The organism is Tenacibaculum sp. MAR_2009_124, from assembly GCF_900105455.1.
Lineage (GTDB): Bacteria > Bacteroidota > Bacteroidia > Flavobacteriales > Flavobacteriaceae > Polaribacter.
Map to the genome: position 1 here is coordinate 15,865 of NZ_FNSF01000005.1, position 16,033 is coordinate 31,897.

Below are 16,033 nucleotides of genomic sequence, written 5' to 3' on the forward strand. Positions count from 1 at the left end.
AATTTATAAGGGGGTTACCTTGCATTTTATTAAATCAAGATAACATCTGAGTTTTGTGAATTGTTTTTATATAATTTTAAGTTGCTTTTCTACTGACGGTATCTACATTTAACAAGAAACCAAACACAACCTAAAAACTTTATTATTTCATCGTTGCATAATCGCAATAAATGCAAACTCTCACATCTTCAAAACTTGATACAAACACATTTTTTCTCATACTAAAGAAAGGGTTCAAAAATTAATCTATAACTAGGCGTTCTTGTGAATAAATCATAGAACAAAATTTATTATTTCGCTAAATATTTATACAGAAAATCCCTGTGCTGAAGCACATATAATGAAATACCATCCCTTATGATAATTTTGACAGTCTTTAATTAGCGAATGGTTATTGAGTAATAATAGTGGTAGTAGTAACTCAGTTACGCGTAGTAGTTCAGTAGTTTTTAAGACTGCAAAATAATATGTTTCTTAAAATAACTAGTTTAAGAATTTGGTTAAAAGGAGTATTCTCATTTTTCGGGGGTTTTATCTTACAATAATTGTTTTACTCTATAAATAACATCTAAAAAAAGTGCGTTTTTTTAGCACTTTTAACACTGCGAATATATATAATTAACAAATATTAACAAATATTTTTTCGATGAAATAATGATGAACTGCAAATAAGTATCGATGAAGTGTTAAATTCCTCTCTCCCTTCTTATTTCTTCATACGCCTTTTGAATTTGTTGAAATTTTTGTTTTCCACCTTGAATATGCTCTTCTCCGAGTCCGATTAATTTATCTGGATGATATTTCTTTACCATTTTACGATACGCCTTTTTAACCTCGGTATCATTAGCATTTTTAGAAATTTCCAGAATCTCATAAGCGTTCTTTGATTTTGCAACAAACATTGCTTTAATAGAGTTAAAATCTCTTTCACTTATATATAAGTAGTGGGCAATCTTAGCAATAACAGCTTCTTCCTTAAGCTTTATACTTCCATCAGATTTAGCTATTCCAAATAAAAAATGGATTAATTGTAACCTTGAAGCATGTGACATATATTGTCTTATTTGCATACAAACTTGCCTTGAAGACACTTTTCTGTTCACAATGCCTTTGAATAATTTAAAAGCATTATTCGCTCTTTCTTTACCATAAAGATTTACAAAATATTCTCTTACATAATCGAGTTCTCTTTTATCGACATGACCATCTGCCTTGATTACTATTGAAGCTAAAATAAGTAAGCTAATTTCAAAATCGCCAGATTCAACATAACTCTTTTTCTTTCGTTGAGATTTATACTCTTTTTCTTCTTCTTTTAAATCCTCTAATGAAACCCCATCAATAAAACTCCCAACTACAAAACCAATAACAGCTCCAATAGGACCTCCTAATGTAAAACCAGCACCTGCACCTAACCATTTGGCAAATTTCCCCATGTAAATCTTTTTATCAAATATAAGACTATTTCGTTTCCAAAATGTTTCATTTTCATAGCCTTTATTTTTTTGTCCTTTGCTTATATTTTGATTTGACGCATTTTTACCGAAAAATAAATAAACTTAAACTATACCACTAATAAAAATAATAAATAAAAACTATATTTAATCCTTCTTAAAACAGTGTTTTTAACAATTTTTACACGAACACCTACCATTTACATATACAACAGGTTCAAAGAGCTTTAAAACACACTTTTAATATATTTTTAATTTGCTCCTTATGTGCAAAAAGAATTATCTTTGTAAAAAACTTAATTTATGTATCCAGAAGAATTAGTAAAGCCAATGCGCGATGAATTGATTGACGCGGGTTTTAATGCTTTATATACAGCTGAAGATGTTGATAGTGCTTTAACCAATGAAGGAACCACTTTAGTTATGGTTAACTCTGTTTGTGGTTGTGCGGCCGGAACTGCTCGACCAGGTGCTATTGCTTCATTAGGAGCTGATAAAAAACCAACCCATTTAACAACTGTATTTGCAGGAGTAGAAAAAGAATCAACCGCTAAGGCTCGTGAATACATGATTCCGTTTCCTCCTTCTTCTCCAGCTATCGCTCTTTTTAAAGATGGCCAATTAGTTCATATGCTTGAACGTCATCATATTGAAGGGAGATCGGCTCAAGCAATTGCTCAAAATTTAGCAGCTGCTTACGATGAATTCTGTTAATTTTTCTTAACAAACGATATTGAATCATAGATTCAACCTTGAAAATCCACTTATTTAAGTGGATTTTTTTATTTTTACTCGCCAAGCGAGAGTTCATATCTTTTGTTATTTTACAACATCAACTGTTATAAACTCTCTAACGCCCGTGTCAAAATTTTTAAATAGTTTTCTTTGCATACTTCTCATGAATATTATGAGGTTGTTGATTAATTTGGGAGGCATTTAAACATTCTGACACATATGTCAAAAATTTTAAATATTTTTATTTAGAACTTCAAGGATGTATTCCTAGATAACTGACTTTTTATACACATATATTATGACGAAGAAGCTTAAAATTGATGGTATTGATAAAATTATTATCAAGCGACTTGTAAATGATGCCAGAACTCCAGTTTTAGGTATCGCTCGGGAGGTTGGTATTTCAGGTGCAGCAATCCATCAGCGATTAAGAAAACTTGAAGATTCCGATCTTATTGACGGGTATAAAATGGTTTTAAATCCGAAAGCCTTGGGTTATAATACTACGGCTTTTGTTGGCGTTTTCTTAGACTCATCAAGTTTATATTCTTCTGCTATAAAAAGGCTAAAAGAAATTCCTGAGATCGTTGAAAGTCATTACACTACAGGTAATTATGCTGTATTCATTAAAATAATGTGTAAAAATAATGAAGATTTAATGCACTTATTAAACAAAGATATTCAAACAATTAAAGGAGTCTCACGAACGGAAACCTTCATTTCCTTAGATCAGCAAATTAACAGACAAATTAAAATTTAATGACCGATTTTATTTTTTATTTTAAAATGGGCCTTTTTCATGTATTAGATTTCAAGGCTTATGATCATATTCTTTTTTTAATAGTACTCTCTGTAGTTTATCAGTTTAAACAATGGAAGAAAGTTTTATGGTTAATTACTCTATTCACTATTGGACATTCCATTACTTTAGCGTTATCTGCTTTTGGCATTTTAAATGTTAGAGCCGATTTAGTTGAATTTTTAATTCCTCTAACAATTTTCATTACCGGCCTTATGAATGTTTTAACAGCAAAAAAAGCCTCTGTCGGAAAAGAAAATCAAAATTTATTTTTTGCTTTATTTTTTGGGTTAATTCACGGATTAGGCTTTTCAAACTACTTTAAAATTATGATTGGCAAGGCTAGCAATAAACTAATCCCTTTATTAGAATTTGCACTTGGAGTTGAAGCTGCTCAAATTATAATAGTTCTTGGTATTTTATTAATTGGTTCTTTAGCCCAATCAATTTTAGGAGTAAATAGAAGAGATTGGATACTTGTAACATCGTCAATTGTTATTGGGTTTGCTTTACAAATGATGTTTGACCGGGTATTCTGGTAAGCACAAAGGTGACAGCCACTCTTATCAAAACAAATTTATTTGAGTAATCGATAAATTACTGTTTTGTATTAATTGAAAAAACTACCATATACTCTATATTTTTACATTTATTTTAACGACATAATAATGAGTTAATTGGTAATTTTGTTTTATATTTTTTAACCTTATTTTGTATAAATTAGCCTAAATTCCGTATCACATTTATTTTGGATAAAAAACAATTAAAATACGACAAAGCTTACTTAAAAATGGCAAGAGAATGGGGACAACTCTCTCATTGTGAAAGAAAGAAAGTAGGCGCACTTATTGTAAAGGATAGAATGATTATTTCCGATGGATATAATGGTACTCCTTCTGGATTTGAAAATCCTTGTGAGAATGACGAAGGTTATACAAAGTGGTACGTGCTTCATGCAGAAGCCAATGCAATTTTAAAGGTAGCTGGTTCAACTCAATCATGTGAAGGAGCCACATTATATATAACACTTTCTCCATGTCAACAGTGTAGCAAGTTAATTCATCAGGCAGGAATTAAACGCGTAGTTTATGCAGATGCCTATAAAGATCGTTCTGGTTTAGACTTTTTAGAAAAAGCTGGAGTTAAACTGACACATTTACCTTATGAACAAGAATAATTTACCTATTTATTTTTCAATTGCCGTTGTTTTTGGAATCATTATCGGCGTTTTTTTTAGTGGAGGAAATTCTTACTCCTCTTTCGTTGGAAAAACTTCAGATAATGAACGGAAAATAAAACGTCTTATAGATTATATTCAGAGTGATTATGTTGACAATGTAAATACAGATGAGTTATTAGATGGTGCTATCGCAGAAATGCTGGATAAACTAGACCCCCATTCGGTGTATATTCCTAAAGAAAACCTTCAATCGGTTACCGAAAACATGCAAGGTAATTTTGTAGGAATTGGAGTGCAGTTCCGAATGAAAGGAGACACCATTACTGTTATTGATGCAATTAAAGGAGGCCCTAGTATTAAGGCTGGGATAAATGCTGGAGATCGTATTTTAATGGCAAACAACGACACTCTCTTTGGAATCAACATCAAAACGACCCAAATCTTAAAAAAACTAAAGGGAAAACCAAATACTAAAGTAAACCTGCAAATTTACCGTAAAACCAATGACAGCCTTTTCAATATAGATATTACTAGAGGTAAAGTAAATATTAAAAGTGTTGATATTGCTTATATGCTCACAGAAAGTATTGGTTATATAAAAGTGAATAGGTTTGCACGAAACACTTACAGAGAATTTAAAACTTCTTTGGACACCTTACTAACGAAAGGAATGAGCACCTTAGTCTTAGACCTCAGAAATAATGGTGGTGGTTTTATTGATATTGCCAATAAAATAGTTGATGAATTTTTGGAAGATGACAAACTAATAGTATATACTAAAAACAATAAAGGAGATACCAATGAGTCGTTTGCTACCGAAAAAGGAGAATTCGAAAATGGCAAACTTTATGTTTTAATAGATGAAAATTCTGCATCTGCCTCAGAAATTGTTGCAGGAGCTCTTCAAGATAATGATAAAGGAACCATTATTGGCCGAAGATCTTTCGGTAAAGGATTAGTTCAACAAGAAATGGACTTAGGTGATGGATCTGCTGTTAGATTGACCACTGCTCGTTATTATACTCCAACCGGACGTTCAATTCAAAAACCTTATAAGAAAAACAAAGGCTCTTCCAACTATAGAGAGGATTTAGAGAATAGATATTACAATGGAGAATTATTTAATAAGGATAGTATCAAAATAGCGGATAGCCTCCAATTCAAAACTCCGAAAGGAAAAATTGTGTATGGTGGTGGAGGAATTATTCCTGACGTATTTGTACCTATTGATACAACTTCAAATATGTCAACCTTCTTTTTCGTGCCATTACAAAATTTCGCATTTGATTATGTTGACAATAATCGAAGTAAACTAAAAAACTTAAGTATTGACGATTTTATTGAAAATTTTGATAACAATCATGAGATCTCCGATCGCTTCTTTAATCAGGTGAAAGATTTTCGCCTATCCGAAAAAAGAAAGGTCAATATTAGAGCCAGTTTAAAAACAGTCATTGCTCGAGATCTTTTTAACGATGAAGGCTTGTACAAGCTCAGTGAGAAAGACGACAAAATGATTCAAAAAATACTAGAACTCGAAAATCAACATAAAAACTTGCCTTAGGCGAGTTTTTTTTTGCAAAAAATTTAGCCTCCTATGTAACCTTTTTAAATTTCGCTGGTTTATAAAATAGAAACTGATCAAAACTAACACATTGAAAAATTTGACTGACGAAGAGCTTATGATACAAGTTACCAATGGTGATCTTAACAAATTATCCATTATTTTCGATAGGTACCATGTGCATTTGTACAATTTTTTCAATAAAATGATTCAGGATAAAACAATAAGTGAAGATTTAACCCAAGAGGTTTTTATAAAGGTTTTAAAATATCGCACATCATATAAAAACGGAAATTTCACCTCTTGGATTTTCACTATCGCTAGAAACATTTTTTCTACTTATTACCAAAAGAGAAAAAAGGAAAGAACGCATTTAATAAACGATGACATTTGTTCAAATGACAAAGAAATTTCGGAGGGAAATGAGGAAGCCATAGATCATTTACAAAAAGCACTTTTACAACTTACCGTTAGTGACAGAGAGCTTATTGTAATGCACAGACTTCAAGAAATAAATTACGAGCAAATAGCTGAAATTACTGGAAACTCTATCGGAGCTTTAAAAGTAAAAATGCACAGAGCACTCAAAAAATTAAAAAGTATTTATTTTCAAAACATTGAAAATTAACAAAACAAAAGGATCATGGAATGTAAAGATATACAACAAATGTTTAGTGATTATTTAGAAGGAAACACCCCTTCTTCTGAATCGATTCAAATAACATCACATATTGAAACTTGTTCTGATTGTTCTGAAGAACTTGAAAAATATAAAGCGATTTTTTCAGCCCTATCAAACATTGATATGGAAAAGCCTAGTGTAAATTTAAAAGCAAAATTTGACAGCCTTTTAAATGAAGAAATAGAAAGAAATAACACTAAAACCATCTCTTTAAAACCAAGTACAGATTGGAAAACTTACATTCGAGTTGCTGCTAGTATTCTCATTGTTTCAATTGCTTTTTTGACAGGTAGATTTCAATCAAAACAAACTACTGAAATAGCAAACAAAACACATAAAGAAGAAAGGAAACAATTTTTCGAATTACTCGAAAACCAATCAGTTAGTAAACGAATTTTAGGAGTTAATAATTCTCAGAAATTCACTGAAGAAAATACAGAAATTATTGAAGCTATTATACGTAAGCTTTTTTACGACAAAAACACCAATGTGCGTCTGACTGCAGCAGAGGCTCTTTCAAAGTTTTCGTCATTAGAAATTGTAAAATCAGCTTTAATAAAAGCTTTGGAAACAGAAAAAGAAGCTATTATTCAAATAGAACTTATTCAAATATTAGCTAGTATACAGGAAAAAAGAGCGCTCAAACCTATGAAAAAGTTATTAGAAAATAAAGAAACACCTAATTATGTAAAACAAGAACTGCAATTCAACATTCCGAGTTTATTGTAGTTAACAAAATAAGAAAACATGAAAAAACTAAGTTTATTATTATCATTATTTGTTCTCTGTGTAGTTCAAGCACAGGACAAAGAATATACACATTCTTTGAAAGGAGTAAAGAAAGTTCAAGTAACATCAAATGCTTCTATAAAAGTTTTGGCTTCAGCAACTAAAAACCTAATGATGACTTGCATCAAGGATCCAAAATGTGAAGAATGTAAAGAAGATCACAATCACCATAACGTTGGGTGGTCGGTTCGAGGAGAACGATCAGAAAGAAAACAAAAGAAGAAAGATAAAAGAGCTGGATTAACTCCTATTTATCCTGGAGGAAAAGACGACACAAATGGTTTCGGGTTTTCCATTACAAAAGAAGGAAATACGTTGATAATTGAAGATTTAAAATCACATTTACAGTCCAATAATATTCAGTTAGAAATTCCTAAAAACCTCGATCTTTCCGTTGACTCAGGAAATTTAGGAAGCATTACTATTAAAGGGTTTTCTTCTGAAGTTGAAGCCGAATCGAATGTTGGAGCTATTCATATGACAGATGTAACCGGTCCCATCACGGCACATTCAAGTACAGGGCCTATTAATATCGATTTTATAAAAGTAAACCAATCCTCACCTATTACCGTTAGTTCTTCGGTTGGAGAAATAGATGTTAGCTTACCATCAAATACAGATGCGAATTTAGATATTAACACCAACGGTACTGTTTATACGAATTTCGATTTGAAACAAAAGGCTAAAAAGGATTTACCACAAGTAAGTGGAAATAGAAAAATAACGAGTCCTATTAATAAAGGTGGTGTAAAGATTAAACTAAAATCTTCACTTGGTAATATTTACTTACGTAAAAAATAACTTTGTTCCATTAATAAACGAACTCATTTAGTGCATTACTTCTTTTGCAAAATCCTAAATGAGTTCTATCACCAATTTTTAAAACTTTATATAATGAAAAGAATATTCTTATTCATAGGAATGCTATTGTCTTTCAGCACCCTATATCCACAAAAAAAAGTAGAATTAAAAGAAAACACTAGAGGCATTACTAATATTGATTTAAAACTCGATTATGCGAATAAAATTGATCTAAAAAATTGGGATAAAAATGAGTTATTTATTAAAGCCATCGTTAACTTAAACAACAATAGTGAAAATGATTTGTATAGTTTAAAAAGCAAAACCACTCACAGTAGTTTGAGTATTCATTCCGATTATGCCAACTTTTTCGAAAAATATCACAAACAAATTACCACTAAAACGGAGGATGGCGATTGTAATAACAGCTATTATACCAACCACACTGAAGTTCATATTGATTATGTCATTTTCGTCCCTAAAAATATGACCTTAAAAATTAAAAGTATTACCGGCTCAGTTGATGCCCAATCTTATGATGGTAAACTTAAATTGGATCTTATAAGCGGAGATATCACGATCAAAAAATACTCAACTGATCTCGATTTAAAAACTATAAGTGGAGAAATAGATCTTTTTGTTTCTGATGCAAAGTTTCGTGCCGAGACACTTACTGGAACGGTTTATTCAAACTTAGATATTGATTTCAATAACCGAGAAGAGGGCTTTGGGCATAAAATCTCTGGAAAAATTAAATCTGGTAAACTAAACCTAAAACTCAAATCTATCAGTGGAGACATTTTTCTTCGAAAACCACAACTATAACAATAAAAGTCGACTTAAAAAAACTTCAAATCAATATCTAACAACTATAAAAACATAAGTAATCAACGGTCATTAGGATCAAGAAATAAAAAACTCGCCCCAGGTGAGTTTTTTTGATTACAGATTATTTATACTATTTACAAATTAAAACTATAACCCGTATTACTTTTCTTTCAAAGCTTATAACCCGATGTAAAACGGACAGTCAGCTTTAAACTTTAAAAAACAAGAAAGAGTGAATGTAATAATTTTAAGTTTCTTTTAATTCAAATAACGAAATGATAACCTAAAATTACAAATGTTTCTAACATTATTACAACTCTATAATTGAATAAAATATGTTAAAAAAAATAATGTTTAAGTAGTTAATCAAATGTGATTTCCATATTTTTATAATCAAAACTTAACCAATAAGTTAGTGAGTATAAATTCGCAATTACTCATCTACTTTAAAAAAGTAAAATGAAAGATTTAGAAAAGACATTTGCAACTACAGCGGAGAAATATCGTAATCGATTATTCACCCCTTACTGGAAAAAAAACAGCTTAGAGACTTTACCTAACCGTCTCCTTAAATTTGATTCTATTTTTAACGTATTTACTCCTGAAATAAAAATGAATCTGAAGGATTGTTTAGAATTGAATCCTAAGCTCCATAAGCATCAACTGATTGAATTTAGAATGGAATATTAGAATACTTTCAATATTAAATTGAATTCAATTTATCATTATTTCAATGACGAGGTAAACTAGCGGTCAACTAGAGACGACCATTATTTTCAAGTTTCTCCGTTTTGAATTCTCAAATGTAGAATTACAATTCTAGCTATTAAAAAAACCACAAAATCCCCTCATTAACCCATCAAACAATCAATCATGAAAAAAACATTCATTATGATAGGAATTATAGTACTTATTCTTATTATTCTTGGAGGAATTGGAACTTCCTACTTCAAACCGGATAAAAACATTGTTTTAAATTTCATCAAGGAAAATCCTGAAAAAGCATCTATCAAATTAATTAGAAACGACTCTTTAATTGTTGAGAAAAATCCCGATAAAATGATGCCACTGGCAAGTACTCTTAAAATAATTATTGCCATTGAATATGCAGAACAAGCTGCCAAAGGGCTTATCGATCCCAACGAACCTATTCCGTTAAGTGAATTGGATAATTATTACGTTCCAAATACAGACGGGGGAGCACAGCAAAACTGGTTAATTAAAGTAAAAGATAAAATTGACGCTAAAAAAATTGCATTAAGAGAAATTGTAAAAGGGATGATTGCCTTTAGTTCAAATGCCAATACAGAGTGGCTTTGTAAAAAACTTGGGCTTCAAAACATTAATCATCAATTGGCTAGTCTGGAAATACAAAATCACTCCGAAATTTACTATATAGTTTCAGCCTTATTTATTGGTAAAGAAGTATTCCCTCAACTGAAAGATGAAGAGCTTGAGGTCGCTTTAAGAAACCTAACGATAGCTGAATACCGAAAAGCAACATTAGATATTCATGATAAACTAGAGCAAGACAGTACCTATAAAAAGGAAATTGGAGAAAGAGGATTAAATCTTGAAAAAATATGGTCCGATAACTTACCTAGTTCAACCGTGAAAGAATATGTTGAGATAATGCACAAGATTAATTCGAGAACATATTTTAGCAAAGAAACGCATTCATATTTGGATGAAGTTATGGAGTTTCCGCTTGATGACCCTACTAATGGACAATGGTTTCATCATTTAGGCATGAAGGGAGGATCAACTGCTTTCGTATTAACCAAAGCCTTATATGCCACTGATAAAGAAGAAAACACAACAGAATTATCATACTTCATCAACGATTTAAACTTTATAGAGAATAGGAGACTTCAAATGAGTATGAATGAATTTGAATCTGGCATATTAACAAATGAAGAATTTAGAGAACAATTAAAAAATGAGTTATCGCTTCAACGATAACCGAATTACTAGGCTATATTTTCAAAAAACACCGTATTAACAAATAAAAATTAATAATCAAAAAAGACAAAAATGAAAACTTTAAAAAGATTAACTATTACTTGTTTATTCGTACTTTTTGCAAGTACAAATAGTATTGCACAAGAATTATCTGTAACAAAAACAGAATCATCAAGTATTAATATTAACGAGTTACCCGAGTATGTAATTGTTACTTCTGAAAACACAAAACTCTTTGGAGGTATTAACATTGAAATAGACTACAAAAAATCTAGTTATGCTGATGTATTAGAACGATTGGAAACGTTGTTACAAAACAGAAAAAAACTTAGGGTAAGGAATCAGACTGATTTACTGAATGCTTTATCTAAATTAGGTTTTGAATATATCAATGCATATAACGCAAATGCAGGAACCATTAGCGCTGGTGGAGGCGATGACATTGAAATATTTGGAGGCGAATCAAAATATAGAGTGAATATGGTATTCCGAAAGAAAGAACAATACAGAGGCTAAAAAAAACTAAAAAAATGTGTCCCCTTTTTTCATTTGACAAACGTCTTAATAGTACAAAACTTAAATTTTAAATTATGAAAGAATTTATGATGATTTTTATTGGCTCAGAATATGCCGATTTAGGACTTTCTCAGGAAGATATTCAAGGAAGAATGGAAAAATGGTTTGCTTGGGGAAACAAAATGGAAAAAGCAGGGATCCTAAAAGGCGGAGAAGCTTTAACACCTCAAATACGAAGAATTATTGGTAAAAACAGGACTGTTACCGATTTAACTTCGGCAGATGTTAAAGAGATTGTTGGAGGTTATTATTTAGTTAAGGCGAAAGATTTCGATGCCGTTCAGGAAATTGCTCAAGATTTTCCAGATTATGATCTTGGAAATACTGTAGAAATTCGCGAAATAATGGTTTTTGATCATTAATGGAAAATAAACACATAGACCATCTTTTTCGCCATCACAGCGGAAAGATGGTTGCTGTTTTAACACGAATATTTGGGCTTTCGAATCTTGAAATTATAGAAGATTCAATTCAAGACACCTTTTTAAAAGCGAGTATAAGCTGGAAAACAACTACTCCAGACAACCCAGAAGCGTGGCTTACTCAAGCCGCTAAGAATCGTGTACTAGATATTTTTAGAAAGCTTAAAAATGAAAAAAAGCATACTCCTGAATTATCTCATGGAGCTCAAACCATTGCGTTTAACGACTTTTTCTTAGAAACAGAAATTGATGATGCTCAACTTCGAATGATTTTCACAGCTTGTCATCCGAAATTAAATGCAAAAGATCAAATAGCCTTTTCATTAAAAACGATTTCAGGCTTTAATACGAAAGAAATTGCAGCAGCACTGTTAACAAAGGAAGACTCAATAAAAAAGAGACTCTTAAGAGCAAAAAAGTTCATTACAAGTAGCTCCATCCAGTTTACCATTCCACAAGGACTTGATTTAAGAAAAAGAATTGAACAAGTATTAGAAGTGTTGTATCTTATTTTTAACGAAGGTTTTCATTCAAACAACACAAATACACTTATTCGTAAAGAACTTTGCGGAGAAGCCCTTAGATTATGCAAACTACTTTTAAAAAATAAATACACAAATATTCCTAGTGCTTATGCTCTATTTGCACTCATGTGCTTTCATGCCGCTCGGTTAGAATCGAAAACAACTGATGAAAATGAAATTCTTGACTTAAAACATCAAGATAGATCGCGGTGGTCCTACCCTTTAATTCAACTTGGAAATGCTATGATGCATAAAGCCGTTGAAAATGATGAACGATCTTGCTACCATTATGAAGCTGCCATTGCTGCCGAACATATTAAAGCTGCAAGTTTTGAATTAACAAATTGGAAAAAGATTCTTTATTGGTATGAGTGCCTGCATGAACTAAAACCGTCCCCTTATTATTTATTAAACATGGCTGTTGTTTGTCTTCAAGACGACAATTATATGAAAGCTAACTTTTACTTCGAGAAAATTAATATTAAAGAATTAGAACAACGTTCGTATTTGTACTACGGTGCTAAATCGGACTATTACTCACAAACCAACCAACATGACAAGGCTATCGAATACTTGAATTTCGCTATTGAAAAAGTTAATAATAAATTAGAGAAGAACTATTTACTAAAGAAGAAACAAATTTTACTGCAACAAAATTGAAAATAGTTCTAAATAATTTCATGAATGCCATCTCAGTATCCATTTTTTTTTCTAAAAAGTCAAATTACTTTGATACAATATAAAAAAACGACCTCCTATTTTTCTGATGCTTATCTTCTGTACAGTCACCTTGGCAATTATCAACTAACTGACTTTCACCATAACCAATTGCGCTTTCAATTTTATCGGACGAAATTCCTCTTGACACTATGTAATCTCGAGTTGCATTGGCTCTTCTTTGAGATAAATTTTCATTATACTCATCGGTTCCTCTACTGTCTGTATGAGACTCAATACGAATAACCATCTTCGGATGTGCTTTCATTACACTAACAATGTGCTCTAGTTCATATTCCGCATCTTCTCGAATTATTTCTAAGTTAAAATCGAAATAAATTGGGTTAATCACAATTTGATCTTCCACAATTAATGACTCTAAAGCAATATCTGCCTGTATTTCTTTCTTATCAATATCCAGTGTGTTTTGTTCTAACTCTCCTTGAATATAAGCAGGCTTTGCAGCAACTACTATATATTTACGTTCACAATCAATTTCTATAAAACTATACCCTCCATCTGACCTAGTTGTTTGCTCTGACACTGGTTCTCCTTTATCGTTGATTAATCGAACTGATACTCCTGAAATTGGATCCCCCGTTTTAGATTCACTAACAATACCATTAATAGCTTCTTTACATTGATAAATCCTAAAACTATAAATATCATCATCTCCTTTTCCTCCTTCTCTATTTGATGAAAAATAGCCAGCTTTACGCTCTTTGTCTATCATAAAACCAAAATCATCACGAGGGCCATTTATTGGACTCCCGACATTTACTGGATCTCCATAACTAAATCCACTCAGTTTACTCTCAAAAATATCTAAAGCTCCTAAACCCAAATGTCCATCCGAAGCAAAATACAATCTGTTATTTGATCCTACAAATGGAAACATCTCTCTTCCTTCGGTGTTAATAGTATTCCCTAAATTCTCAGGTTCACCAAAACTCCCATCATCTGCAATAGATACCTGATATAGATCCGTCTCTCCAAAGCCTCCTGGCATATCGGACACAAAATAAAGTGTTCGTTGATCCGAACTCAATGAAGGATGACCGATTGAATAATCATCATTATTAAAAGGTAATTCCTCTATGGCTCCCCATGTGTTATCAAATTGTCTTCTCGCTTTAAAAATCTTTAACTTAGCCGTTTTTTCTACATCTCCTGAGGCATCGTCTCGAGTAAAATACAATGTATTTCCATCTTTAGTAATTACAGCATTAGACTCGTGATATTTGCTACTTAATGAAACTAGTTTTTCCGAAGCTCCAACATCTAAACTCCCTCCTTCACGCAATTGTTGTTCTTCAGATTTATAAATATTTAAGTAGGGCTGATTATTCCACTTGTATAATTTCTTATTTTCTGAATCTTCTCTAGTTGATGAAAAATAAAGATATCCATTATGAACAGAGCCTCCAAAATCAGAATATTTTGTATTTATTGATAAATTATGAATGTTTACAAAGGTTTTAGGTTTATTCGTAAACTCGGAAAAGTATTGCTTATTAGCTTCTAAAGCCAATACTCTACTATCATTTCCCTTTAGTTCTTTTAACTTTAGCAGCCATTTATCAGATTCAGCCGCATCTCCATTACTCTTTAATACCTGCGCATAACGAAATAGATGCTCAGGAGAAGCAACACCTTCATGCTGTTCCATTAATTTACGATATGAATCTTCTGCATCGTGATAAGAAGATGTAAAATAATAAGAGTCTGCCAGCCTACTTAGCACTTTATAGGAACGGTCTCCTTTATCATATAATTGACGATATAAATCTGCTGATTTAGTATATGCATATTCTTCAAAATACCGGTTCGCTGCATATCGGCGTTGACCATAACTGGTAAAACAAATACCGAATAACAACAGCATAATAATGGTCTGTTTCATATATATTTCTATTTTTATATCCTTATGTTATGTTAAAAGAACCTTGGTGATTTTACTGTTTGAGGTTTAAATAATTCATATCGAAGTAAAATCTCATGAGTTCCTGAATTGTAATTACTATAATTAGAAGTTGTTAAATCATAAGCGTATCCTATTTGTAAAGATCTACTTACTTGAAAACCTAACATACCACTTATAGAGTCATCCCAACGCCAAGCTACTCCTAAACGAAACTTTTCATTAAACAAGAAGTTTGCCGAAACATCTAAAGACAAAGGTGCCCCGCTTACAGCTTTTGTAAGTAACGCTGGTTTAAACTTTACACTATCACTTAAATTAAACACATATCCAGCAATAAAAAAGTAATGCATTCTCTCAACTGCAACGCTTCCTCCACCGCTTACATCATCATAGTGCTCTGTTCGTAAAATATTAGGAACAGCTAATCCTACATACCAATTATTCGTATAATAATAAACTCCTGCACCTATCGTTGGCAAAAATCTGTTGATTGGTGCTGCCAATTGCAAATCATCTTTATCTCTATAGATTCCTTTGGTCCAATCTATATTAAAAAGTCGGCCTCCTAATTTCATTCCGAAGGCTAAATTAGCTTCATCGGTTGTTCGAACTGTATAGGATACATTGGCATCTATAGAAGTCTCTCGAGATGGCCCAATAACATCATTAACCAAATTAATCCCTAAACCGACACCGCTATAACCAATTGGGGTATCATAACTCAAACTTTGAGTTTGAGGTGCTCCGTCTACTCCGACCCATTGAGCACGACCTAATAGGTTAATTACTCCATGTCCTTTTGACCCAACATAAGCAGGATTTACACTCATTGTATTAAACATGTATTGAGTATAATGCGGATCCTGTTGAGCATAAAGTGTTACACTTATCATTAACAAACTTAGTAATGTCAGATTCTGTACTATTCTTTTCATCTCTTTATACTTTTGATCTTTTCTAATCACTATTGAACTATTTCATCAAACGGTTGTAACGAACCAGATATAATCATGGCCTAAGTGATCCTTCAGACTTGGATGATTTTATTTGTTTCGTCATTTCCGTTAAACATAAAT

17 protein-coding genes are annotated in these 16,033 nt (G+C 31.8%); 14 read left to right on the top strand and 3 right to left on the bottom strand.

Annotation, left to right across the window (positions count from 1 at the left end):
- Nucleotides 1–686 precede the first annotated feature (686 nt).
- Nucleotides 687–1,436 carry a TerB family tellurite resistance protein gene (locus BLW23_RS11100; protein ID WP_093669824.1) on the bottom strand — a complete coding sequence of 250 codons (750 nt, stop codon included), beginning with the start codon at nucleotides 1,434–1,436 and terminating at the stop codon, nucleotides 687–689.
- 321 nt (nucleotides 1,437–1,757) lie between these two features.
- On the opposite strand from BLW23_RS11100, the gene BLW23_RS11105 reads away from it, so the two are divergent.
- The 14 genes from BLW23_RS11105 to BLW23_RS11170 all read left to right on the top strand — a co-directional run bounded on the left by BLW23_RS11105 (nucleotide 1,758) and on the right by BLW23_RS11170 (nucleotide 12,976).
- The gene (locus BLW23_RS11105) at nucleotides 1,758–2,168 is read left to right on the top strand and encodes a BrxA/BrxB family bacilliredoxin (protein ID WP_093669826.1); all 411 of its coding nucleotides are present in this window, start codon (nucleotides 1,758–1,760) and stop codon (nucleotides 2,166–2,168) included.
- Between the two features lie 319 nt (nucleotides 2,169–2,487).
- On the top strand, nucleotides 2,488–2,949 hold the full coding sequence (locus BLW23_RS11110; RefSeq protein ID WP_093669828.1) for an Lrp/AsnC ligand binding domain-containing protein: 462 nt from the start codon (nucleotides 2,488–2,490) through the stop codon (nucleotides 2,947–2,949).
- Complete coding sequence (locus BLW23_RS11115; protein WP_093669830.1) at nucleotides 2,949–3,530, top strand: HupE/UreJ family protein; 582 nt, start codon at nucleotides 2,949–2,951, stop codon at nucleotides 3,528–3,530. The genes BLW23_RS11110 and BLW23_RS11115 overlap by 1 nt, the downstream gene beginning before the upstream one ends.
- Before the next feature lie 203 nt (nucleotides 3,531–3,733).
- Nucleotides 3,734–4,165: a deoxycytidylate deaminase gene (locus tag BLW23_RS11120; protein WP_093669832.1), complete on the top strand. Its 432-nt coding sequence runs from the start codon at nucleotides 3,734–3,736 to the stop codon at nucleotides 4,163–4,165.
- Nucleotides 4,152–5,732, top strand: a complete 1,581-nt coding sequence (locus BLW23_RS11125; protein ID WP_093669834.1) for a S41 family peptidase — start codon at nucleotides 4,152–4,154, stop codon at nucleotides 5,730–5,732. The genes BLW23_RS11120 and BLW23_RS11125 overlap by 14 nt, the downstream gene beginning before the upstream one ends.
- A 91-nt stretch (nucleotides 5,733–5,823) precedes the next feature.
- A complete protein-coding gene (locus BLW23_RS11130; protein ID WP_143032153.1) occupies nucleotides 5,824–6,360 on the top strand; it encodes an RNA polymerase sigma factor in 537 nt (178 codons plus the stop codon).
- Between the two features lie 15 nt (nucleotides 6,361–6,375).
- Nucleotides 6,376–7,143: a zf-HC2 domain-containing protein gene (locus BLW23_RS11135; RefSeq protein ID WP_093669838.1), complete on the top strand. Its 768-nt coding sequence runs from the start codon at nucleotides 6,376–6,378 to the stop codon at nucleotides 7,141–7,143.
- Between the two features lie 18 nt (nucleotides 7,144–7,161).
- Nucleotides 7,162–8,004: a DUF4097 family beta strand repeat-containing protein gene (locus tag BLW23_RS11140; protein WP_093669840.1), complete on the top strand. Its 843-nt coding sequence runs from the start codon at nucleotides 7,162–7,164 to the stop codon at nucleotides 8,002–8,004.
- Between the two features lie 93 nt (nucleotides 8,005–8,097).
- On the top strand, nucleotides 8,098–8,829 hold the full coding sequence (locus BLW23_RS11145; RefSeq protein ID WP_093669842.1) for a DUF4097 family beta strand repeat-containing protein: 732 nt from the start codon (nucleotides 8,098–8,100) through the stop codon (nucleotides 8,827–8,829).
- A 462-nt stretch (nucleotides 8,830–9,291) separates the two neighbouring features.
- Nucleotides 9,292–9,522: a hypothetical protein gene (locus BLW23_RS11150; protein ID WP_093669844.1), complete on the top strand. Its 231-nt coding sequence runs from the start codon at nucleotides 9,292–9,294 to the stop codon at nucleotides 9,520–9,522.
- 183 nt (nucleotides 9,523–9,705) lie between these two features.
- Entirely contained in the window at nucleotides 9,706–10,794 is a 1,089-nt protein-coding gene (locus BLW23_RS11155) for a serine hydrolase (RefSeq protein ID WP_093669846.1), read from the top strand.
- A gap of 72 nt (nucleotides 10,795–10,866) precedes the next feature.
- Complete coding sequence (locus BLW23_RS11160; RefSeq protein WP_093669848.1) at nucleotides 10,867–11,310, top strand: hypothetical protein; 444 nt, start codon at nucleotides 10,867–10,869, stop codon at nucleotides 11,308–11,310.
- Between the two features lie 74 nt (nucleotides 11,311–11,384).
- A complete protein-coding gene (locus BLW23_RS11165) occupies nucleotides 11,385–11,732 on the top strand; it encodes a YciI family protein (protein ID WP_093669850.1) in 348 nt (115 codons plus the stop codon).
- Nucleotides 11,732–12,976 (top strand): RNA polymerase sigma factor, encoded by a 1,245-nt coding sequence (locus BLW23_RS11170; protein ID WP_093669852.1) that lies wholly within the window; start codon nucleotides 11,732–11,734, stop codon nucleotides 12,974–12,976. Before BLW23_RS11165 ends, BLW23_RS11170 begins: the two co-directional genes overlap by 1 nt.
- A gap of 64 nt (nucleotides 12,977–13,040) precedes the next feature.
- Here the strand turns inward: BLW23_RS11170 and BLW23_RS11175 are convergent, their stop codons facing one another.
- On the bottom strand, nucleotides 13,041–14,936 hold the full coding sequence (locus BLW23_RS11175) for an OmpA family protein (protein ID WP_093669854.1): 1,896 nt from the start codon (nucleotides 14,934–14,936) through the stop codon (nucleotides 13,041–13,043).
- A gap of 32 nt (nucleotides 14,937–14,968) precedes the next feature.
- On the bottom strand, nucleotides 14,969–15,892 hold the full coding sequence (locus BLW23_RS11180) for a PorP/SprF family type IX secretion system membrane protein (RefSeq protein ID WP_093671750.1): 924 nt from the start codon (nucleotides 15,890–15,892) through the stop codon (nucleotides 14,969–14,971).
- Between the last annotated feature and the right edge of the window lie 141 nt (nucleotides 15,893–16,033).

Coding starts and splice junctions, on each gene's coding strand:
- BLW23_RS11125 (WP_093669834.1), top strand. CDS start 4,152: ATGAACAAGAATAATTTACCTATTTATTTTTCAATTGCCGTTGTTTTT.
- BLW23_RS11135 (WP_093669838.1), top strand. CDS start 6,376: ATGGAATGTAAAGATATACAACAAATGTTTAGTGATTATTTAGAAGGA.
- BLW23_RS11115 (WP_093669830.1), top strand. CDS start 2,949: ATGACCGATTTTATTTTTTATTTTAAAATGGGCCTTTTTCATGTATTA.
- BLW23_RS11175 (WP_093669854.1), bottom strand. CDS start 14,936: ATGAAACAGACCATTATTATGCTGTTGTTATTCGGTATTTGTTTTACC.
- BLW23_RS11150 (WP_093669844.1), top strand. CDS start 9,292: ATGAAAGATTTAGAAAAGACATTTGCAACTACAGCGGAGAAATATCGT.
- BLW23_RS11180 (WP_093671750.1), bottom strand. CDS start 15,892: ATGAAAAGAATAGTACAGAATCTGACATTACTAAGTTTGTTAATGATA.
- BLW23_RS11170 (WP_093669852.1), top strand. CDS start 11,732: ATGGAAAATAAACACATAGACCATCTTTTTCGCCATCACAGCGGAAAG.
- BLW23_RS11155 (WP_093669846.1), top strand. CDS start 9,706: ATGAAAAAAACATTCATTATGATAGGAATTATAGTACTTATTCTTATT.
- BLW23_RS11110 (WP_093669828.1), top strand. CDS start 2,488: ATGACGAAGAAGCTTAAAATTGATGGTATTGATAAAATTATTATCAAG.
- BLW23_RS11100 (WP_093669824.1), bottom strand. CDS start 1,436: ATGGGGAAATTTGCCAAATGGTTAGGTGCAGGTGCTGGTTTTACATTA.
- BLW23_RS11140 (WP_093669840.1), top strand. CDS start 7,162: ATGAAAAAACTAAGTTTATTATTATCATTATTTGTTCTCTGTGTAGTT.
- BLW23_RS11145 (WP_093669842.1), top strand. CDS start 8,098: ATGAAAAGAATATTCTTATTCATAGGAATGCTATTGTCTTTCAGCACC.
- BLW23_RS11165 (WP_093669850.1), top strand. CDS start 11,385: ATGAAAGAATTTATGATGATTTTTATTGGCTCAGAATATGCCGATTTA.
- BLW23_RS11160 (WP_093669848.1), top strand. CDS start 10,867: ATGAAAACTTTAAAAAGATTAACTATTACTTGTTTATTCGTACTTTTT.
- BLW23_RS11105 (WP_093669826.1), top strand. CDS start 1,758: ATGTATCCAGAAGAATTAGTAAAGCCAATGCGCGATGAATTGATTGAC.